Here is a 20634-nt window from a genome sequence, read left to right as displayed (position 1 = left end):
CGAAGCAGCCGCCGTCGACGCTGCCATCACCACCGTAATCGGTCGAATGAGACAACCGCTGAACACGCGGGCAGACCGGCCGTGTGCACAATGGAGCGTGAACCGTCGGATGAGAGGCACACACCGTGACGCAGGACCGCCCGACGCGTCGCCGGCGAGGCACGACCCTGAAATTGCTCGGGGCCGCCGTGGTCGTCGTCGCTCTGGTGATCGTGCTCGGCACCGTCGACCTGCCCGATCCGTCGTACATCCGAGACCGAGTGGCGTCGGCCGGGCCCTGGGGCATCGCGTTGTTCGTCGTGCTCTACGCCGTCCTGTCAGCCACTCCTTTCCCCGCCAGCACGTTGACCATCGCGTCGGGACTGCTGTTCGGATTGGCGGTGGGCGCAACCGTTGTGGTGTTCGCCGCCACAATGGGGGCGTATCTCGGGTACTGGGGAGCGCGGGCGCTGGGCCGCGGGCAGGTGGCCCGCACCGAATGGGACAGGCTCCGCCGACTCGACGCCATGCTCGGCCGTCGGGGATTGCTGTCGGTTCTGCTCGTGCGTCTGGTGCCGCTGCCGTTCTCGTTGGTCAACTACGCGGCCGGAGTCAGTGCGGTGGGCCAGCGCGACTACGTGGTGGGCACCATGATCGGCATCGTGCCCGCGACCGTCGCCTACACCGCACTCGGGGCCTACGGAACGTCTCCACTGTCGTGGCCGTTCGCCATCGCACTGCTCGCGGTACTGGCGATCGCGGCCGGTTCGGCCCTGTTGGCGCGACGTCTGGGACTCACCGGAGCTGCCGAATGATCGACAGCTTTCTGCGCCGCCATCTCGAAGGCCCGCTCGATCGCTGTGCCCGCACGCTCGACCGCCCGTCGATCACGCCCGACCGCATCACCGCCGCCGGACTGGTGCTCGGTCTCGGTAGTGCACTGGCGGCCGGCCTGCAGTTCTGGTTGCTCGCGTTGGCCTTGTGGATCGTCTCCCGCATCGCCGACGGTCTGGACGGACCCTTGGCCCGAAGGCGTGCGACGGGCTCAGGTGCAGGCGGATTCTTCGACATCACCGCCGATTTCATGGTCTACGGAACCACCGTGGTGGGCGTCGCGGTCGGTGCCTCGGCCGCATACGACGCCCCATGGTGGCCGTTCCTGCTGGTGCTGTTGGCGTACTACATCAACGGCACCGCGTTTCTCGCGTTCTCCTCGATCGCCGAACGCAACGGCCGCACCATCGACGACGGCCGCTCGCTGTCGTTCCTCGGAGGCCTGGCCGAGGGTGCGGAAACGATTGCGGTGCATTGCCTCTGGCTGCTGCTGCCCGGTATCTCATGGCAGATCGCGGTCGTCTGGGCGGCAGTGGTTGCAGTCAGTTCCGGCCAGCGAATTATCGCCGGCTATCGCGCCCTCTCCTGATCCATCTGCTCCGCCCTTTCGCCAGTACGGCCGTTGCCCGCGAGATGACGGGAGAACTCAACTGCGCCTTCACGTCTGCTATCGCCGCGTTCCACGGACCGTCGTTGTACGTCGGATACGGGTGGGTGGTTCCGGCGAGGTCTCGGGTACGCAGGCCCTGCTCGATGGCGATGATCAGCTCCCCGATGGTCTCGCCCGCTCGCGGTCCGACCACGCAGGCCCCGACGATACGACGCTTGGCGTCGAGCACCAGCGTCGTCGATCCGTTCGTTGCCCCCTCGGTGACGGCTCGATCGACGTGGTGGTGGTCGAGGGTCTGCAGTCGCAACCCGCACTGCCTGGCGGTGCGCACATCGATTCCGGCCGAGGCGATCTCGGGATCGGTGAACGTCACTCGTGGAGTTCCCGTGGTACTCACCTTTCGCCGAAGGCCGAGGACTGCATTGCTCGCGGCCAGACTGCCGTGCACGCCTGCGGTGTGCGTGAACTGCGGGTGACCGGTGAGATCCCCGGCCGCCCAGATGCGAGGATTGGTGGTCCGCAAATTCTCGTCGACCTGTACGAATCCGTTGTCGCTCAGAGCCACTCCGGCCGTGTCCAAGCCGAGTGCCGCGGTGCGCGGCGTTCGTCCGGTGGCGATCAGAACCCGGTCGAATCCGAGTTCGACGCCCGTGTCGGTGCTGGCCGAGCCGTCGTCGATGCGGACGACGGCGGTGGAGGTCAGGACCCGCACGCCCTCGTCCGTGAGGGTCTGAGTCAGTACGGACGAGGCCGACCGGTCCTCGCGGGGAAGGATCGTGGCCGACCGCCCGACGAGGGTCACGTCCGACCCGAGACGCGAGAATGCCTGCGCCATCTCGCAACCCACCGATCCGGCTCCCACGATCAGCAGTCGCTGCGGTAAGTCCGTCAGATCCCAGAGGGTGTCGCTGGTCAGGTAGTCCACGTGCTCGATGTCGTCGATTGCCGGCACCGTGGGATGCGCGCCGGTGGTCACGATTGCCTGACCGAAATGCAGTATCCGCGTTCCGACTCTCACAGTGTTCGGACCGGTGAAGACCGCGTCGCCGCTGACTACCTGTACTCCGGCCTCGGTGAGGGCCGCCGGTGAATCGATCGGCGCGATCTCGGCGATCGCACCGTGCACGTGCCGCATCACACGCGCGAAATCGACGCGCGGCGGTTCGGTGTCGATGCCGAAGCGGGACGCGGATCGAACCGTCGCGGCCACCGAAGCCGCCGCGAGCAATGCTTTGGACGGAACGCATCCGGTCCACAGGCAGTCGCCGCCGGTGCGGTCACGCTCGATCAGTACGACACGTACACCGAAGCCCGCCGCGGTCTTCGCTGCCACGATGCCGGCGGTACCGCCGCCCACGACGACCACGTCGGTGCGGCTGTCGGGCACACTCGAAGACGAACGACGGATTCCCATACCTCCCACTATGCCTGCGCCTTGGAGAGACCCGAGATGAGACGACCGACCAAGTACACCGTCTCGGCGCGCCTGTACGACGTGATCTCCTTCGAGAGGCCGGTGTATCGCGCCGGGCGGGAGGCGGCGTTCGAGTTGCTGAATCTGCCTGTGGGGAGCCATGTTCTGGACCTCGGGTGCGGGACGGGGCTGAATTTCGCGGGGCTGCAGCGGATGATCGGCCCGACCGGCTCGATCACCGGAGTCGACGCCAGCCCGCAGATGCTCGAACAGGCCCGACGGCGAGCCGACCGGTTCGGTTGGGGCAACGTCACGCTCGTCGCAGCCGACGCCACCGCCCTGACGTCCGCGGATCTGGGGGAACAGGCCCCGTTCGATGCGGCCCTGAGCACCTACGCGCTGTCGCTGATGACGCCATGGCAGGCGGCCCTCGAGGCGATGATCGCGGCGACGAGAGTGGGCGGCGTCGTGGCTGTCGTCGACATGCAGCGTCCCGTCGGACGGGCGGCGGGGTGGACCCCGCTGGCGAAACTCGCGTGTCGACTCGGTGGGTCGGACATCGAGGCTCATCCGTGGACGGCGATGACGCCACTACTGCAGAATCTGTCGGCCCGCGCTGTCCGCGGCGGCCATATCCAGATTCGCGTCGGGACGGTCAACTCCGGCTCGGCAGAGCCGAGTTCATGAACGGTGGCGTCGAACGGCACTTCGGCGCGCGAGGTCTGCCTTGTCGAACGGCGATCGAGTCAATGCGTTCGGCCATACCGCCAGCGTCCGCGCATCGGGTGCATCGTTACCCGGATATCCGATCGAGCCATTCGGCCAACAACTGCCGCTCCGAATTGCTCAGTACGTCGATGTCGGAAATCGAGGCTCGCAAGGCAATCGCTGCACCGTGCGCAGAGCTCTCGGGATACCGAGGTGTGTCGACGACTATGTGGCGCATGACTGCATCGAACAGCTCGTCGGCCAATCCGACGTCTCGGCGATCGTGCTGTGTGCCGAGGATGGTCAGGACAGCACCCGTACCCGCGGCATGAACAAGCTCCACCGCGCGCTGCTCGGTGACCCGAAGTCGGCCGGTGCGGGCTATCCGGCGAATCCGCGCCGCGAGAACCGCTTCTCCTTCCCGGACCGCGGGAGAATCGGGCACTCGACCAGGGTCGCTGAGCAGAGCGAACAAGGTTGGGTTGGCGATTCCGAACTCGATCTGTGCGCGCCATCCGGTTCTCAGATCCTCCACGGGGTCACCATTCTCGGCGAGCTCATTGTCTGCGATCTCGGACTTGGTGGACACATAGGTGGCCATGACATGTTCGGCCACGGCGTCGAGCAGACCATTCTTGTCCCCGAACAATCGGTAGATTGCCGGTGCCTGAACCCCGGCCAACTCGGCGACGCCGCGAGTGGTCACCGCCCCCGGGCCGTTTTCCTGCAGAAGCCGAGCTGCGGCATCGACGATTCGTTGACGTGTGCTGTCTCTGGTGCTCGTCGACGAATCCCTCACGTATCGACGATAACGCACTGTTGCTATCGTCATGTTTCCGATGTTAGCTTCTAGATGATTCCATTGATAACAGGAGGTTGTCATGATCGTCATCACCGGAGCTACCGGGGCATTGAACGGTGCCACCGTCGACCATCTACTCGAACGCTTTCCCCCCTCGGAGATCGCCGTCGCGGTTCGCGATGTGGCTCGGGCGCAGCGCTTTGCGGATCGAGGCGTGCAGGTGCGTCGAGGCGACTATGACGATTCGGACTCGCTCACGACGGCGTTCGACGGGGCAGACCAGGTGTTGCTCGTCTCGTCCAGCGATCCCGGGGCCGACGCGACAGCGTTGCATCGCAACGCGATCGATGCGGCGGTCGCCGCCGGTGCCGGACGCATTCTCTATACGAGTCACCAGGGCGCGGGGCTCGACAGTCCGTTCAAGCCTGCGCGCGATCACGCTGCGACCGAGCAGATGTTGGCCGACAGCGGTGTGGCGTGGACGTCGTTACGCAACGGTTTCTACGCACACAGCCTCGATTTCGTCATGGGCGATTGGCGCGAGACCGGCGTTGTATCCATACCCGTGGACGGCCCTGTTTCGTGGACCGACAGAGCGGATTCGGCGGAAGCTGCCGCCGCGATACTCACGTCGGATGGCGCATACGAGGGCCCCACGGTGTTGACGGCCCGCGATGCCCCGACAATGACCGAGGTAGCGGCCATCGCGTCACAAGTCGTGGGTCGAAAGATCCAGGTCTCGATCGTGGGTGAGGAGCAATGGGTCGCCGATCGCGTGGCTGCAGGTGCGAACGAGTTCATGGCTCGCTTCACCCTCGGCATCTTTGTCGCCGCCCACGACGGCCGATTCGCCGGGACCGACCCGCTGTTGGGCGAACTGCTCGGTCGCGAACCACGAACTACGCGTGACTTTCTCGTCTCGAGTGAACGCGCGACGTGACATGGCCGTGCCCGCCACCGTTGCCTTCAGTGTATCGCCGGGTAGGGGGCTTGCGGCAAGACCCCATCGGCGGTGCACACTCTTCCGGCCACCGACACGGAGGAGTTTCCATGGCAGACATGGCCGATACACCGGAGCGTTTTCGCGTACACGAGTCCGGTGCCTACTTTCATGGCACGAAGGCCGATCTCGAGGCCGGTGATCTTCTGGTCTCGGGCTATCGCTCGAATTATCGTCCCGAGCACATCTCGAACTACGTCTACATGACCAAGGTGCTCGACGGTGCCGTGCTCGCGGCCGAAATGGCCGTCGGCGAGGGGAATCCGCGGGTCTACATCGTGCAGCCGACCGGCAGTGTAGAGGACGACCCGAACGTCACGGACAAGAAGTTTCCCGGCAACCCGACCCACTCCTATCGCAGTGCAGAACCGGTACGCATCGTCGCGGAGATGACCGACTGGGTCGGTCATTCGCCCGAATACCTGCAGCGTTTCCGAGACGGTCTGGAGGCGTTGCGGCGAACGGGAACTGCCGTTCTCTACGACTAGGCGACACTCTCCGGTGATTTTTCGCTCGGGCCGAGGTTCACCCGATCACGACGGCACGTGCGTTGCGGTCACCTGATCGGAGCCGATTCGCCGAGAGCCTGCGAAAAGCTTTGGGGTGAAAACGAACAACGACAAGCCGGCCGCACCATCACTTCTTCTGGCGTCGGCTCCCGCCGTGCCAGTCCTGGACCACGCCCGCTTCGTCGTCCTGCACACCGAGGGCCTTCAACTGAGGAAGCTCACGCAGACTGCGCTTCATCTCGGCGAAGCCGGGGAACCGGGCGAGGCCGATCACGTTGTCCCACAGTGCTACTGCCTCCTCGTCGCTGGGGAGTCGGCTGATCACCGGGCCGAAGAAGGCAACTCCGTCCGGCGGCTCGAAGGCGATGATGGGTGTGCCGACGTCCTTGCCGGTCAGTGACAGTGCATGATCGGTTTCGGCTCGGATCTCCTCGTCCAGAGACGAGTCATCCAGTGCTGCGGTGTGACGGGTGGGTAGCCCGAGTTCTTCGAGGATCGGCCCGAGGAATTCCGCGGTGCCGCGATGTCCGTGGCTCGCAGCGTCGTCGGGCACCACCTCGGTGTCGAAGATGTGCGTGCCGAGGGCCTCGTACAGTGGCCCGATCGCGTCCGACCCGTGCTCGCGACGAATGTCGGCGGCAGCCCGCAACAGTCGCAGACCTGCGGTGTGACCGGCCTCGTACTCGGGTGGAAAGTGCGCGTCGTAATCGATGTGCGAATTGAGCAGCCGCAGCGAGATGAACCGCCAGTCGACGGTGTAGTCGCGTTGGGCTTGTACCTTGCGGACCCATTTGCTGGTCATCCAGGCGAACGGGCACACCGGATCGAAGTAGAAGTCGATATCGGCCATCGAGGGGACGCTCCTTCTGGGACGGAAGTTCCGTGTGGTCGACGGTATACCCGCGCCGACGCTGTCAGTTCTCGCCCAACAGAGCCGCACGCTGCTCGTTCACCACCGCGCGGATGGCGTCGACCACCGCCGACACCTCCGGCCGTCGCAATGTTTCGCTTCGGGTGACGAGCCAGTAGGTCAGTTTCACCGCGATGGCGTCGGGCAGGATTCGTTGTAGGTCGGAGTGGCGGTCGGCCATGAAGCACGGCAGCAGTCCGATGCCGGCCGAGGCGCGGGTCGCCTCGACGTGGACGAAGACGTTGGTGGAGGTGACCGATTCGCGCATCGTCGGGGTGAAGTTGGGGGCCAGATCGAGATCGTCGACGTGCAACATGGAGTCGATGAAATAGATGAACGGGTGCGCGGAGAGGTCGGCCGGCACCTGCGGAGTTCCGTGGTCCTTCAGATAGGTTTCGGAGGCATAGAGGCCGAGTAGATAGTCCCCCAGCCGGATGGCCTCAGCGCGGTGCACCTGCGGTTGGCCGACGACGATCTCGATGTCCAGGCCCGATCGCTGCTGCGATGCCCGTCGGGTGACCGCGACGATCTCGACACTCACCCGCGGGTGAGCGCGCTGCACCCGCGCCGCGGCCGGGGCCGCGATGTAGGCACTGAATCCGTCGGTGGCCGAGATGCGTACCACGCCCTCCAACGCACCCGCGTCGCTCGAGACGAGGGTGCGCAGCGCGTCCTCGACGGCCTCGGCAGCGGCCAGCGCGCCGCGGCCCAACTGCGTCAGCTCCCAGCCACCGGCACCCCGCGTCAGGACCCGGCCACCGAGGGTGTCCTCGAGCGCGGCGATGCGTCGGGAAATGGTCGTGTGGTTGATACCCAGGTCGTCGGCCGCAGAACTGTAGCGACCTGTTCGACTGACAGCCAGCAGCACCAGCAGGTCGTCTGCACTGGGGATCTTCGCGCCACCGAGCGTCATGTCTGCAGTTTTGCAGATCCGACCTGCGTTCATGGCTCTTGCGCCGAGAAACATCTGCACCAATACTCAGAGCAACCCGCCAATGTGTGGTCTGTCACAACAGTGACCATCGAGTGCCGAGTAACACAGGAGAGTCAATGAGCGTCGATCAGCCGCTGGCAGAACGGTCCGAACCGGACCCCGATGCCACCCCCGCAGGCCTCAAGAAGGTCGTCGGGGCATCGATGGCAGGCACCATCGTCGAGTGGTACGAGTTCTTCCTCTACGGAACCGCCGCGACACTGGTGTTCAGCAAGATCTTCTTCGCCGCCGGAACCAGCGAGCTCGACGCCATCCTCGCTGCCTTCGTCACCTACGCCGTCGGCTTCGTCGCACGACCGTTGGGCGGCATCGTCTTCGGCCACTACGGCGACAAGTACGGCCGCAAGAAGTTGCTGCAGTTCAGCCTCGTCCTCGTCGGCGGAGCCACGTTCCTCATGGGCTGCCTGCCCACCTTCGAGGCGATCGGCTACTGGGCACCGGCCCTGCTGGTGACCCTGCGATTCATCCAGGGCTTCGCCGTCGGCGGCGAATGGGGCGGCGCGGTTCTCCTTGTCGCAGAACACAGCCCCAACAAGTCCCGCGGATTCTGGGCCAGCTGGCCGCAGGCAGGCGTGCCCGCCGGCAACCTGCTCGCCACCGTCGCTCTGCTCGTCCTGACGACCACCCTGTCCGACGAGGCCTTCCTCAGCTGGGGCTGGCGCGTCGCGTTCTGGCTCTCTGCCGTCATCGTTTTCGTCGGCTACTACATCCGCACCAAGGTCTCCGACGCCCCGATCTTCCTCGAGGCCCACAAGCAGGCCGAGGTCATCAAGGCCGCGTCGTACGGCGTCTTCGAGGTCGTCAAGCGTTACCCCCGTGGCGTGTTCACCGCAATGGGCCTGCGCTTCGGTGAGAACGTCATGTACTACCTCGTGGTCACCTTCTCGATCACGTACCTCTCGGTGGAAGTGGGAACGGATACCTCCACGATCCTGTGGTGGATGCTCATCGCCCACGCGATCCACTTCTGCACGATTCCGTTGGTGGGTAAGCTCGCCGACCGCGTCGGGCGTCGCCCCGTCTACTTCGCCGGTGCCATCACCGCCGCGACGTGGGGCTTCTTCGCCTTCCCGATGATGAACAGCGGACACAACGTCGTCATCATGCTGGCCATCATCATCGGCCTGATGTTCCACGCCTTCATGTACGCCACGCAGCCGGCCATCATGGCCGAGATGTTCCCGACGCGGATGCGCTACTCCGGTGTGTCCCTCGGCTACCAGGTCACCTCGATCGTCGCCGGTTCGCTGGCCCCGATCATCGCGGTGAAGCTGCTCGACGTCTACGGCTCGTCCGTGCCGATCGCGGTGTACCTCGCCGTGGCCTGCGCGATCACCGTGGTTGCCGTCGTCATCGCAAGGGAAACAAAGGGACTGGCGCTCGAAAGCATCGACATCGCCGACGCCAAGAACCTGGCCACCGAAGCCGAGCTGGCCAAGGCTGGTCTGCTCGATCAGAATGTGAAGCAGTGACCGACCTGACCGGACGCTCCGCCCTCGTCACCGGGGGAGCGTCCGGCATCGGGGCCGCGTGTGCACGCGAGCTCGCCGGCCGGGGCGCCCGCGTCACCGTCGCCGATGTGAACGACGTTGCCGCAAAGGAATTGGCGTCGGAGATCGGTGGTGACGTCTGGTCGGTGGATCTGCTCGACACCACCGCTCTCGACGACCTCCGATTGGACGTCGACATCCTGGTCAACAATGCGGGCATTCAAACCGTCGCACCGATCGTCGACTTCGACCCCGGCGCGTTCCGCAGAATTCAGACTCTGATGGTCGAGGCTCCGTTCCTGCTCATCCGAGCTGCCTTGCCGCACATGTACTCTCGCGGCTTCGGTCGAGTGGTCAACCTGTCTTCGGTACACGGACTGCGGGCATCGGAATTCAAGGTCGCCTACGTCACCGCCAAACATGCACTCGAAGGCATGTCGAAAGTGACGGCCCTCGAAGGTGCCGCCCACGGTGTGACGAGCAACTGCGTAAACCCGGGATACGTGCGCACGCCGCTGGTCGAGAAGCAGATCGCCGACCAGGCCAAGGCACACGACATCCCCGAGGACGAAGTACTCGAAAAGGTTCTGTTGACCGAGGCCGCCATCAAGCGACTCGTCGAACCCGCCGAAGTCGCCTCACTGGTCGGCTGGTTGACCTCCGAGCACGCAGGCATGGTCACCGGAGCGTCGTACACGATGGACGGTGGTTGGTCGGCTCGATAGTCCGCGCCCCGCGTCAATGGACCACTGCACACGTCTGAGCGTGTCAATGTGCCATCGACGCGGAATCGTGAACTGGGTGAATGGACCCTTGCACACGTCTGACCGGTGCAAGGGTCCATTGACGCGAACGGGGTAGGCGCGAACCAGGGCGGGCGGGTGAACGGACCCATCCCGAACAGCAAGAAGCCCCCGTGACATGTCACGGGGGCTTCTCTGGCGGAGGATAGGGGATTTGAACCCCTGAGGGCGTTAACCCAACCCGCGTTCCAGGCGAGCGCCATAGGCCACTAGGCGAATCCTCCGTGGGGGAGCTTACCCGGTTACCCCCACCATCTCCCAAATCGGGAGGCGCGAAGGGTGGTGATGTGTTGCCCGACGGGAGGCGGCTACACTTCCTAACGGATCCCGCGCGGCGCGCATCCTGTGAACTCCCCCAGGGCCGGAAGGCAGCAAGGGTCAATGGGCTCTGCCGGGTGCGCGGGGTCCCCTTTATTCAGTGGCAGCAACACTGTCCGGGGAACCCAGTCACCGAGAGGCCGCTCCGCATGTCAGCGCAAACCCAGTTGGGTCTGATGAACCATGAGGAGCTTGCCTCCGAGCACGAGCGGCAGAGCGCGAAGTACACGCAGCTCAAGACCGAGAATCTGAAGCTGGATCTCACCCGCGGCAAGCCGTCACCCGAGCAGCTCGATCTCGCTGCCGAGCTGTTGACGCTCCCGGGCGCGGACTACAAGGACGGCAACGGCACCGATTGCCGCAACTACGGTGGGCTCGCGGGCCTGCCGGAACTGCGCGCCATCTTCGGTGAACTGCTCGGCATCCCGGTGAAGAACCTGCTGGCCGGCAACAATGCCAGCCTCGAGATCATGCAGGACCTCGTGGTCTGGGCGCTGCTGCACGGTCTGCCCGACTCCCCGCGGGCCTGGTCGGCCGAGCCGAACGTGCGCTTTCTGTGCCCGGCTCCCGGCTACGACCGGCACTTCGCGATCACCGAGAGCTTCGGCATCGAGATGATCTCAGTTCCCATGGGACCCGACGGCCCCGACGTGCACGAGATCGCCAACCTGGTTGCGTCGGACCCGCAGATCAAGGGCATGTGGGTGGTGCCGAACTACGCGAACCCCACCGGTGCCGTCTACTCCGAGGAAGTTGTGCGAGCGCTGGCCACGATGCCCACGGCTGCACCGGACTTCCGACTGTTCTGGGACAACGCCTACGCGGTCCATCCGTTGACCGAGGAGTTCGCGCCGTCGTACGACGTGCTCGGCATGGCGGCCGAGGCAGGCTTCCCCAACCGCGCGTTCGTGTTCGCGTCGACGTCGAAGGTCACGTTCGCCGGTGCGGGCGTCAGCTTCTTCGGCAGTTCCGAGGAGAACCTCGCCTGGTACCAGAAGCATCTCGGCAAGAAGAGCATCGGGCCGGACAAGCTGAACCAGCTGCGGCACCTGCGTTTCTTCGGTGACGCCGCCGGCGTGCGGGCCCACATGGCCAAGCATCGCGAGATCCTGGCCCCGAAGTTCGCTCTGGTGCAGCAGATCCTCGAAGACCGTCTCGGTGCGTCGAAGATCGCGTCGTGGACCGAACCCAAGGGCGGCTACTTCATCAGCCTCGACGTGCTCGAGGGCACGGCCGCTCGGTCGATCGCGCTGGCCAAGGACGCCGGAATCGCGCTCACGGCCGCCGGCTCGGCCTTCCCGTACGGAAAAGATCCGGAAGACAAGAACATTCGCCTCGCCCCGAGCTTCCCGTCGCTCGGTGAGCTGGAGAAGTCGATGGACGGCGTCGCGACCTGCGTACTGCTGGCCGCGACCGAGAAGCTCCTCGAAAGCTAGTGGTGTGGTTATGCGCCCCCTGAGGCGCATAACCACACCACTGCGCGTAGCGCACTAGTGCCCGACGACAACCGCACCTTCGGGAGCCGACGGTAGCGGTCCCTTCTTCAGCAGCGTGGCCGACAGCACTGCGCCGAGCAGGAAGATTCCCGACGCCCACCAGAACGTGGTGGTGTAGCTGGCGATCTCGGCATTGGCCTGCAGCAGAGCCGCGTCGGTTGCCGTCGCCATGTTGGAGCTGACGTAGCTGGTGGCGGCGTTGGCAGCCACTGTGCTCAGGAGCGCCGTGCCGATCGAGCCGCCCACCTGCTGCATCGTGTTCACCGTTGCCGATGCGACGCCGGAGTCGTCCGGGTCGACGCCCGAGATCGCGCCCTGCATGGCCGGTGCCATGGTGGCACCGAGTCCGAGGCCCATGATGACCAGGCCGGGCAGGATGTGCGTGACGTAGCTGCTGTCGATGTCGATCTGCGTCAGCAGTCCCATTCCGACCGAGGCCACGATCAGGCCGGTCGTCATCAGGATGCGCGGCCCGAAGCGGGGGAGGATCAGCGCCGTCGACAATGTCGCGGTGAGGATCAGCGACGCGATCATCGGCATGAACGCGAACCCGGTGGTGATGGGCGTGTACTTCAGGGTGTTCTGCAGGTAGTAGGTCAGGAACAGGAATACCGCGAACATGCCTGCGCCGGTGACGAATACGGCCAGGAACGATCCCGCACGGGTGCGATCGAGGACGATGCGCAGCGGCAACAGGGGGTGCTCGACGCGCATCTGGATGGTCACGAACACCGCGAGCAGAACGACACCAGCGGCGAGGAATCCGAGGGTGACCGAGTTGCTCCAGCCGTCGGACTCGGCGTGTGCGAAGCCATAGACGATGGAGAACAGTGCAGCCGAGACCGCCAGGGTGCCGGGGATGTCGAGCTTCGGCCGGACGTCGACCTTGTGCTTGGCCAGGAAGAGGAACCCGCCGACGAAGGCGAGTGCAGCGAAGATCAGGTTGACGTACAGGCTCCAGCGCCAGTTGGCCCATTCGGTGAGCATGCCGCCGAGCAGCAGGCCGAGTGCGCCGCCGCCGCCTGCGATGGCACCGAAGATGCCGAATGCCTTGGCGCGTTCCTTGGTGTCGGTGAAGGTGGTGGCCAACAACGACAGGGCCGCGGGGGCCAGTAGTGCGCCGAAGAGACCCTGACCGGCGCGAGCCGCGACGAGCATGCCGAAGTTGACGGCCGCGCCGCCCACCGCAGACATCAACGCGAAGCCGACGAGGCCGATGAGGAAGGTGTTGCGGCGACCGAAGAGGTCGCTGAGCCGTCCGCCGAGCAGCAGCAGGCTGCCGAACGCGAGGGCGTATGCGGTGACGACCCAGGAGCGATCGGCGTTGTCGAAGCCCAGGTCGAGCTGGGCAGCGGGGAGTGCGATGTTCACGATGGTCGCGTCGAGCACGACCATGAGCTGGGCCAGGCCGAGCGTGGCGAGAATCAGCCATCGATTCCTATGCGCACGTTCGTCCGCCGGTGTCGTGGTCGACGTCGCGTCGCCCACGTTCTCCGATGAAAGGGTGGTCATGGTGTCCTCGGTTCGACTATGCGGAGGTGTATCCTCCGGTTGTAGAACAAGGTAGCAGCGAAGTGGAGGACTGTCCTCCGCTTATCGGGTGAAACGGACATCGAATGAGTGTGAGAGCCGACACATCGGCAGCGAAGCCCCTCCGTGCGGACGCCGAACGCAACCGTCGACGCATCGTGGACGCGGCGCGCGAACTGTTCGCCTCACGCGGAATCGACATCACACTCGACGACGTCGCTGCCCACGCCAAAGTGGGCGTCGGAACCGTCTACCGACGGTTCTCCTGCAAGGAAGAGTTGATCGACGGCGTCTTCGAGCAGCGACTCGAAGACATGCTCGCGACCGCGGAGCGCGCACTCGAGGCCGAGGATCCGTGGGAGGGGCTGGTGCAGTTCCTGGCCGAGGTGTGCGAGGGGATGTCCTCCGACAGGGGACTCGGTGAGGTCGTCCTCGGCTCGGATGAAGGCTGTCGCGGCATCGCTCGGGTTCGTTCGCGTATCGATCCGTTCTTCGAGAAGATCGTCGAGCGAGCGCTCGCGTCCGGGCAGCTGAGGTCCGATATCGCGGTCAACGACTTCTATCCGGTGCTCGGCATGATCGGCGCGAGCGTCGAATTCTCCAGCGCCGTCGATGCGACCAACTGGCGTCGCTACTTCACCGTCCTCCTCGACGGTCTGCGGGGCGACGGTGTCCCGCGCTCGGCGCTTCCAGGGCGTCCCTTCACCAGCGACGAGGTCGACTTGGCCAAGACGGCGATGCATCGTCGTCGACGCTGAGTGAACTGGGTCCACGTCACGAAACCCTTTGCGTTGTGCGATCGATCACGTAGGGTCCCTAACGGAATTGAGTGCTACCCGATGTACCGCTTACTCGGGAGCTGGGGATCGACGTTGGGGGATTCGAGTTGCGTTCGACGCGTGTCATTTTTTCGGCAGTAGCGGTATCCGCGGTGCTCATCGGTATGACCACTCCGATTGCATCTGCAGCCCCGGGCTCCGGATCGTCGACGGGTTCCACCGTCGAATCGGACTTCTACGTACCGCCGAGCCCGCTGCCCGCAGGCTCCCCGGGTGACGTGATCCGGTCCGAGCCGTCGCATCTCGCTCTGTCGGTCCCCGGAATCGGTGGCCCTCTGCCCGGCGCAGCAACGCGAATCATGTACCGCAGCACCGACTCCAACGATGCGGCCAATGCCGTGACGGGCACGTACATCGATCCTGCCGCACCGTGGACCGGGCCGGGCCCACGTCCGCTCGTCGTCCTCGCTCCAGGAACCCAGGGCCAGGGCGATCAGTGCGCGCCATCGAAGATGCTCAACAACGTCATCACCTACACCCCGCCGCTCGGCTTCATGGTCGAGTACGAGGTGCTCGCCGCATACTCCCTGCTGTCGCAGGGATACGGCGTCGTCATCACCGACTACGAGGGCCTCGGCACTCCCGGTGCGCACACCTACGTCAACCGCGCCTCGGAAGCACACGCTGTGCTCGACGCCGCCCGCGCAGCGCAGAACCTGCAGGGCACCGAGATCTCCGCGGACGGTCCGGTCGCGGCGTACGGCTACTCACAGGGCGGCGGAGCAGCAGCTGCTGCCGCGGAGATCGCCGGAGAGTATGCACCGGAGATCGACCTCGTCGGCACCTATGCGGGCGCACCCCCGGCGGATCTGAAGGCGACCCTCGAGCAGGTCGACGGCACCATCCTGACCGGCGTGATCGGCTACACCCTCAACGGTCTGCTCAATTCCGATCCCGGTCTGCAGCCGATCGTCGACGAGAACATCAACGACGCGGGCAAGGCCATGCTGAATCTGGTCGCGAATCAGTGTGTGGGAGAAACGATTCTGAACGTCGGGCTGCACCGCACCAACGAGTACACCAAGACCGGCGAGCCGCTCTCGGTTGTACTGGACCGGCTGCCCATCGCCGCAGACATCCTGGCCAAGAACAAGATCGGTGAACGCACGCCCAACGCTCCGGTGCTGATCCAGTCCGGTACGTCCGACGACATCGTGCCTCACGGACAGGCCGTCGGGCTGGCCGGTGACTGGTGCGGCAAGGGTGCCACCGTGCAGCTGAGTGCCGCGCAGGTTCCGGCAATCGTGCCGGGTTCCGGTGCCGGACACCTGATTCCGGACCTCCTCGGTCTCGGTGAGGCCCAGAACTGGATCAAGGATCGGTTCTACGGAGTGCCCGCTCCGTCCAACTGCTGATCTGCCGAAGTACGGCCCGCGCGGGTCAGCGCGGGCCGTACATGATCACCGCCACACCGATCAGTGCGATCGACGACCCGGCGATGTCCCAGCGATCGGGTCGAAAGCCGTCGGCCACCATCGCCCACAGCAGTGATCCCGCAACGAACACACCGCCGTATGCCGCCAGGATCCGACCGAAATTGGCGTCGGGCTGCAGCGTCGCCACGAAACCGTAGGCACCGAGGGCGATCACGCCCGCTCCCGCCCAGAGCCATCCGCGATGTTCGCGGACCCCCTGCCACACCAGCCACGCCCCGCCGATCTCGAACACGGCCGCAACCCCGAACAGCATGACCGACTTCACAATGTTCATGCGACAAAGGCTCCCACAGCCCCGACCTGGTGTAGAAAGATGCCTTTGGGGGTACAGGCCTACAGGCCCCGCGTCGAGGGCCGAGTCGGTAGGGGTGAGTTTCACATGCGGGACAGTTACACGGAGACGCTCGATTCGTTGGCGTCGAACCTGTCCGAAATGTCGCGAATCGCCGAGAAGGCAATGGTCGACGCCACCCGTGCACTGCTGACCGCCGATATCGTCATGGCCGAGCAGACCATCGAATACCGCGAGGAGATCGATACCCTCGCCGCCGAGTGGGAGCACGGAGCATTCGGCTTCCTGGCCCTGCAGGCACCGGTCGCCCACGATCTACGACGCGTCGTCTCCGGGATCAATATCGTCGCCGACCTACAGCGGATGGGCGGACTCGCCGTCCACGTCGCAGAGCTGGCTCGCCGCCGCCATCCCGCGCACGTACTTCCGCCCGAGGTCGAGGGAGTGTTCGAGGAGATGGGCCGGGTTGCCGTCGCCCAGGCAGCGGCCACCCAACGCGTGCTGGAAACCCGAGACGCCGAACTCGCAGCCGACCTCCGGATCCAGGACGAGGAGATGGACGCGCTGCACCGCAGCCTGTTCATGCTGACCTCCGCACCCGATTGGCCGCACGGTGTGCCGGCCGCAGTGGACATCACGCTGCTCGGACGCTTCTACGAGCGATACTCGGACCACACTGTCGAGGTCGCCAAACGCGTCATCTTCCTGGTGACCGGCGATCGCCCCACCGACGAGTCATAGTCTGCGCGAACGGCTCGAAGATGGCAGGATCGGCACGATGAAACGTGACGTCTCTGCGTACCTCGATGTCGACGTGACCGAGGCCAGCACCCTCGAGTTCCAGATCGCAATCGCACCTCATCCGGGAACCGATGTGTGGGAAGCACTCTCGTTCACACTCGACGGTCAACCGATCGAGGCGCAGGAGATCAGCGGCGCTCACGGCACCCGCATCCACAAGATCCACGCCGACGTCGGCAAGCTCGAGGCGTCGTATTCGGCGACCATCTACGGCAACACCGAGCCTGCTCCGGTCTCCGACTACGACCTCTCGCTCTACCTGCGGCCGAGTCGATACTCCGAAGCGGACAAGTTCTTCGGTTTCGCGGCAACGGAATTCGGTTCCTACCCGCCGTCGGAGAAGCTGCTCGCGGAGGTCTCGTCCTGGGTCGGTGCCCGTCTGAGCTACGTCCCGGGCAGCAGCGACCCCATCGACGGCGCGGTCGACACCCTCCTCGCCGGAGCCGGAGTCTGCCGCGACTACACCCACCTCGTGGTGGCCCTGCTGCGTGCGGTCAACGTCCCCGCTCGCCTGGTCGCGGTGTACGCACCGGGCTGCGATCCCATGGACTTCCACGCGGTCGCCGAAGCATTCGTCGAAGGCCAATGGCGAGTGGTGGACGCGACGTGCCTCGCACCTCGATCGACCCTGGTGCGCATCGCCACCGGACGCGATGCATCCGACACCGCCTTCCTCGACAACCACGGCGGATCGATCATCCTCAACAGCGCCGTCGTCGGAGCCGTCGTCGACGGACCACTGCCCTTCGACGACATCACCCAGCTGGTCTCGATCACCTGATCGCACGAGTACACGCGCGTGGCAGGATCGAGGCCATGTCTCGCACACTGCACCTCGTCGGCGATCCCGAGGCCGATGCACTGCTCGCCGAGGATCCGTTCGCGCTGTTGATCGGCATGTTGCTCGATCAGCAGGTACCGATGGAGTCGGCGTTCGCAGGCCCCAAGAAGCTCGTCGACCGTCTCGGCGACCTGAAAGTCGACACCGTCGCCGACGCCGACCCCGAGGAATTCGCGGCCCTGTGCGCGCAGACCCCGGCCGTCCACCGGTTCCCGGGTTCGATGGCCAAGCGCATCCAAGGGCTGGCGGCGTTCCTGGTCGAGAACTACGACGGGAAGCCGCAGGAGATCTGGACCCGCGATGATCCCAACGGTGCCGAAGTGCTGAAACGACTCAAGGCCCTCCCCGGCTACGGCGATCAGAAGGCCCGCATCTTTCTCGCGCTGCTCGGTAAGCAGATGGGCGTCACGCCCGACGGCTGGCGCAAGGCCGCCGGACCGTACGGCGACGACGGAGCGCGTCGATCCATCGCCGACGTGGTGGACGAGAAGTCGTTGCTCGAGGTGCGCGAGTTCAAGAAGGCGGCGAAAGCGGCAGCCAAGAACAAATAAGTCTGTCGGTGCCGGTCGTTACAGTGACCAGAACTTTCACCGGGGGGCGAGATGACCGACAGTATCGGGACGTACGAGGGCTGGCTGGCGTCTCTCGACGAGGACGCGCTGACCGATCTGCTGCACCGTCGGCCGGACGTGGCGACCGACCCACCACCGCGCTCGTTCGGCTTGCTCGCGCAGTTGCTCGAAGCCCCGTCTCGGGTGTCGATGCTGCCGCGTCGACTCGACAGCGGTGCGCTCGCTCTCCTCGAATTGTTCGCGCTCATGGGCGATCTGAGCCGCGCGGAGATCGGGCACTGGGCGAGTGAAGGATCGATCAACGAGACACCACACATCGATGCAGCTCTGGCCACACTGACGGCCCACGGGTTGATCTGGCCGAATTCCTCACTCGGCGCAGGCACTGTCGAATACTCACCCGTCGACCTGTCCGGGGTGTTCTCGCATCCGTTCGGACTGGCCCGCAGGCAGCGAAAGCTGTTCCTGCACTGCGCAGTCGAGCAGGACAGGGTGGCTGTGCTGTCGCTCCTCGGTATCGACCCGACGCTCGAGCGAGCGGCGCGCGCGGACTCCGTTGCCACTGCCATGACGCCCGAACGTATCCGCGAACTGTTCGACGGCGGGCCCGAGGAGATGCGAGAGATGTTGTCCCGCTTCGTCGATGGCAAGCCGGTGTCACTGATCTTCGATGTTCCTCCGACTGCAGGCGCGGCCGCATTCGAGCGGGGATTGTTGTATCGACTCGACGGGCACCGCGTCGAGATGCCGTTGGAGGTGAGCATCGCCCTGCGAGGGGAGCGGTGGCGTCTGCCCATCGAACTCACGCCGCCGACATTCGACACCCGAGTGCTCTCGCACGACGACGTGCGGCGCACACGGTCGATCGCCCTGCTGCAGTTCTGCGAACACACGCAGGCGTTGCTGACGGCCATCGACGCCGACGGCCTGACGACGATGAAGACCGGTGGCGTCAGTGCCAAGGGGATTCGGTCGCTGACGAGCAGGCTGGGATTCGCCGACGAACACGACACAGCGTTGATGCTGATGCTGGCCCGCGAAGCCGGACTGCTGGCCGAACGCGGGAAGACCGGAATCGCGTTGACCTCGGCGTACGAGACATGGTCCACGAGCACGCGGGCCGAACAGGCGGCCACATTGCTGACGGCATGGTGGAGTTCGCCCTTCACGCCCACCCACCGAGTGCCCCGTGCGTCCCAGAAGACCGTTCCCGTTCTCAAGAAGATGCTCGACGACCCGGCGGCAGCGGACCTGCGTGCGACGGCGCTGACGGCTCTGCTGCGATACGAGGACGCCGACGCGCCGGCGACGGTTCTGCATGGTTCGGAGGATTTTGCCCGGTATCTGGACTGGCACATCCCGGTCGTCTCGACCAGCGCCGGGGCCGGTCACGTGCACGCGCTGTGGCTCGAGGCCGGTCGACTCGGGGTACTGGCCGACGGTGCGCCGACCGATCTGTGCCGCACCCTCACCGAGTTCCCTGCGGGTCGAGACGGCGACCCTCGCGAGATCCGCGCGGCTCTGACAGCACAGTTGCAGGACATGGCCGGGTGGGTTCCGTTCTCCGTTCGGCTGTTGCCCGATTCCACGGCGGTGGTGACCGGACCACCCAGTACCGAGGTGGCGTCGATACTCGGCTCGGCGGCGCAGCCCGAGTCGAGGGACGTCGCGTCGGTCTGGCGTTTCACCCCGGCGACCATCCGGGGCTTCTTCGACACCGGCGGCACCGGCGAGGAGTTGATCGATGCGTTGACCGCGATGGCCGACACCGAGTTGCCTCAGGCACTGGACTACACGATCCGAGACTGCTGGCGCAGCTACGGCGCACTGGCCGTGAGGAGGATCCCGTGCGCGATCGTCTCCGAGGACGTCGTCCTGTTGACGAACATCGAGACCGACGAGTCACTGGCCGTGCTGCAGTTCCAGCGCCTCGCTCCCACCGTCCTGGTCAGTTCGGCCACGCCCATCGACACCATCGCCGTGCTTCGCAGGCACGGATACTCCCCGGTCCGGCACTCCGACACCGGGCAACTCCAACTCGACAGCGCGCCTCGAATCCGCACGGGGGAGACTCGGGAGACCCATCGTGCCGTCCACCCGGCACGGCACCGCCGCGAACCACGCGAGCTCGCGCGGCTCCTGCTGGCCGGCGGCGACGGAGCCGTCGACGAGGCACGAGTGCGGTCTGCACTCGATTCACACAGCCGGCTGCTGCCGCGTGAGCTGGATCTGTTGACCGACGCCGCAGCGCGCGGCACACCCGTCTCCATCGACTACCAGAACTCCAGAGGAGCCATCGTTCGGCACGCGATCTCGGATGCGCTGCAGGACGGCCACTGGCTGCACGCGCTCTCGGAATCGACCGGCAGCCGCGAGAGCTTCGCCATCATGAACATCCGAGCGGTATCCACCCGTCCACAATGACCGGCGATGCAACTGTGTCCGTGGTCGCCGGT

Annotated in this window: 20 protein-coding genes, 1 tRNA gene and 1 other RNA gene; 15 read left to right on the top strand and 7 right to left on the bottom strand. The window is 65.4% G+C overall.

Annotation, left to right across the window (positions count from 1 at the left end; translation table 11 throughout):
• Positions 1–125: 125 nt before the first annotated feature.
• Together CH274_RS22565 and CH274_RS22560 are read left to right on the top strand one after the other, a co-directional pair.
• Complete coding sequence (locus CH274_RS22565; protein ID WP_230596763.1) at positions 126–794, top strand: TVP38/TMEM64 family protein; 669 nt, start codon at positions 126–128, stop codon at positions 792–794.
• Positions 791–1402 carry a CDP-alcohol phosphatidyltransferase family protein gene (locus tag CH274_RS22560; RefSeq protein ID WP_045198283.1) on the top strand — a complete coding sequence of 204 codons (612 nt, stop codon included), beginning with the start codon at positions 791–793 and terminating at the stop codon, positions 1400–1402. The genes CH274_RS22565 and CH274_RS22560 overlap by 4 nt, the downstream gene beginning before the upstream one ends.
• On the opposite strand, the gene CH274_RS22555 is transcribed toward CH274_RS22560, so the two are convergent.
• Positions 1374–2837, bottom strand: coding sequence for a dihydrolipoyl dehydrogenase family protein (locus CH274_RS22555; protein ID WP_094658980.1), 1464 nt, complete (start codon positions 2835–2837; stop codon positions 1374–1376). The genes CH274_RS22560 and CH274_RS22555 overlap by 29 nt on opposite strands.
• A 36-nt stretch (positions 2838–2873) precedes the next feature.
• Here CH274_RS22555 and CH274_RS22550 point away from each other — a divergent pair, with 36 nt between their 5' ends.
• Positions 2874–3524, top strand: coding sequence for a class I SAM-dependent methyltransferase (locus CH274_RS22550; RefSeq protein WP_094659153.1), 651 nt, complete (start codon positions 2874–2876; stop codon positions 3522–3524).
• A 106-nt stretch (positions 3525–3630) separates the two neighbouring features.
• On the opposite strand, the gene CH274_RS22545 is transcribed toward CH274_RS22550, so the two are convergent.
• Positions 3631–4377 (bottom strand): TetR/AcrR family transcriptional regulator, encoded by a 747-nt coding sequence (locus CH274_RS22545; RefSeq protein WP_094658979.1) that lies wholly within the window; start codon positions 4375–4377, stop codon positions 3631–3633.
• 49 nt (positions 4378–4426) lie between these two features.
• Here CH274_RS22545 and CH274_RS22540 point away from each other — a divergent pair, with 49 nt between their 5' ends.
• Both CH274_RS22540 and arr read left to right on the top strand, forming a co-directional pair.
• Complete coding sequence (locus CH274_RS22540; RefSeq protein WP_094658978.1) at positions 4427–5287, top strand: NmrA family NAD(P)-binding protein; 861 nt, start codon at positions 4427–4429, stop codon at positions 5285–5287.
• Positions 5288–5406: 119 nt separating this feature from the next.
• Positions 5407–5835, top strand: a complete 429-nt coding sequence (arr, locus tag CH274_RS22535; protein ID WP_094659152.1) for an NAD(+)--rifampin ADP-ribosyltransferase — start codon at positions 5407–5409, stop codon at positions 5833–5835.
• Between the two features lie 148 nt (positions 5836–5983).
• Here arr and CH274_RS22530 read toward each other — a convergent pair whose 3' ends face one another.
• Both CH274_RS22530 and CH274_RS22525 read right to left on the bottom strand, forming a co-directional pair.
• Positions 5984–6706: a mycothiol-dependent nitroreductase Rv2466c family protein gene (locus CH274_RS22530; protein WP_032395321.1), complete on the bottom strand. Its 723-nt coding sequence runs from the start codon at positions 6704–6706 to the stop codon at positions 5984–5986.
• Positions 6707–6770: 64 nt separating this feature from the next.
• Complete coding sequence (locus CH274_RS22525; protein WP_179275825.1) at positions 6771–7679, bottom strand: LysR family transcriptional regulator; 909 nt, start codon at positions 7677–7679, stop codon at positions 6771–6773.
• 137 nt (positions 7680–7816) lie between these two features.
• Between CH274_RS22525 and CH274_RS22520 the strand changes: the two genes are divergently transcribed.
• Both CH274_RS22520 and CH274_RS22515 read left to right on the top strand, forming a co-directional pair.
• Positions 7817–9232: an MFS transporter gene (locus CH274_RS22520; RefSeq protein WP_032395319.1), complete on the top strand. Its 1416-nt coding sequence runs from the start codon at positions 7817–7819 to the stop codon at positions 9230–9232.
• Positions 9229–9975, top strand: a complete 747-nt coding sequence (locus tag CH274_RS22515) for a 3-hydroxybutyrate dehydrogenase (RefSeq protein WP_032395318.1) — start codon at positions 9229–9231, stop codon at positions 9973–9975. Before CH274_RS22520 ends, CH274_RS22515 begins: the two co-directional genes overlap by 4 nt.
• A gap of 214 nt (positions 9976–10189) precedes the next feature.
• Here CH274_RS22515 and CH274_RS22510 read toward each other — a convergent pair.
• A tRNA-Ser gene (locus CH274_RS22510) sits at positions 10190–10277 on the bottom strand.
• A gap of 95 nt (positions 10278–10372) precedes the next feature.
• On the opposite strand from CH274_RS22510, the gene ffs reads away from it, so the two are divergent.
• Positions 10373–10467: signal recognition particle sRNA small type (ffs, locus tag CH274_RS22505), an RNA gene on the top strand.
• 53 nt (positions 10468–10520) lie between these two features.
• Positions 10521–11807, top strand: coding sequence for an aminotransferase class I/II-fold pyridoxal phosphate-dependent enzyme (locus tag CH274_RS22500; RefSeq protein WP_032395317.1), 1287 nt, complete (start codon positions 10521–10523; stop codon positions 11805–11807).
• 54 nt (positions 11808–11861) lie between these two features.
• Here CH274_RS22500 and CH274_RS22495 read toward each other — a convergent pair whose 3' ends face one another.
• A complete protein-coding gene (locus CH274_RS22495; RefSeq protein WP_032395316.1) occupies positions 11862–13379 on the bottom strand; it encodes a DHA2 family efflux MFS transporter permease subunit in 1518 nt (505 codons plus the stop codon).
• 104 nt (positions 13380–13483) lie between these two features.
• Here CH274_RS22495 and CH274_RS22490 point away from each other — a divergent pair, with 104 nt between their 5' ends.
• Positions 13484–14155 (top strand): TetR/AcrR family transcriptional regulator, encoded by a 672-nt coding sequence (locus tag CH274_RS22490; RefSeq protein WP_094658976.1) that lies wholly within the window; start codon positions 13484–13486, stop codon positions 14153–14155.
• A gap of 185 nt (positions 14156–14340) precedes the next feature.
• On the top strand, positions 14341–15591 hold the full coding sequence (locus tag CH274_RS22485) for a lipase family protein (protein WP_094659151.1): 1251 nt from the start codon (positions 14341–14343) through the stop codon (positions 15589–15591).
• A gap of 25 nt (positions 15592–15616) precedes the next feature.
• Here CH274_RS22485 and CH274_RS22480 read toward each other — a convergent pair whose 3' ends face one another.
• The gene (locus tag CH274_RS22480) at positions 15617–15946 is read right to left on the bottom strand and encodes a YnfA family protein (RefSeq protein WP_094658975.1); all 330 of its coding nucleotides are present in this window, start codon (positions 15944–15946) and stop codon (positions 15617–15619) included.
• A 105-nt stretch (positions 15947–16051) separates the two neighbouring features.
• Between CH274_RS22480 and phoU the strand changes: the two genes are divergently transcribed.
• Genes phoU through CH274_RS22460 form a run of 4 tightly spaced genes read left to right on the top strand, consistent with a single transcriptional unit; the run spans position 16052 to position 20602 of the window.
• Positions 16052–16705, top strand: coding sequence for a phosphate signaling complex protein PhoU (gene phoU / locus CH274_RS22475; protein ID WP_032395313.1), 654 nt, complete (start codon positions 16052–16054; stop codon positions 16703–16705).
• 37 nt (positions 16706–16742) lie between these two features.
• Positions 16743–17546 carry a transglutaminase-like domain-containing protein gene (locus tag CH274_RS22470; RefSeq protein ID WP_052049483.1) on the top strand — a complete coding sequence of 268 codons (804 nt, stop codon included), beginning with the start codon at positions 16743–16745 and terminating at the stop codon, positions 17544–17546.
• A 35-nt stretch (positions 17547–17581) separates the two neighbouring features.
• Positions 17582–18157, top strand: coding sequence for an HhH-GPD-type base excision DNA repair protein (locus CH274_RS22465; protein WP_032395311.1), 576 nt, complete (start codon positions 17582–17584; stop codon positions 18155–18157).
• Positions 18158–18208: 51 nt separating this feature from the next.
• Entirely contained in the window at positions 18209–20602 is a 2394-nt protein-coding gene (locus CH274_RS22460) for a helicase-associated domain-containing protein (RefSeq protein WP_094646626.1), read from the top strand.
• Positions 20603–20634 lie beyond the last annotated feature (32 nt).

The organism is Rhodococcus sp. 06-418-5, from assembly GCF_002258285.1.
In the GTDB taxonomy this organism is placed as follows: Bacteria; Actinomycetota; Actinomycetes; order Mycobacteriales; family Mycobacteriaceae; genus Rhodococcoides.
This window is presented reverse-complemented; position numbering and strand designations above follow the sequence as displayed.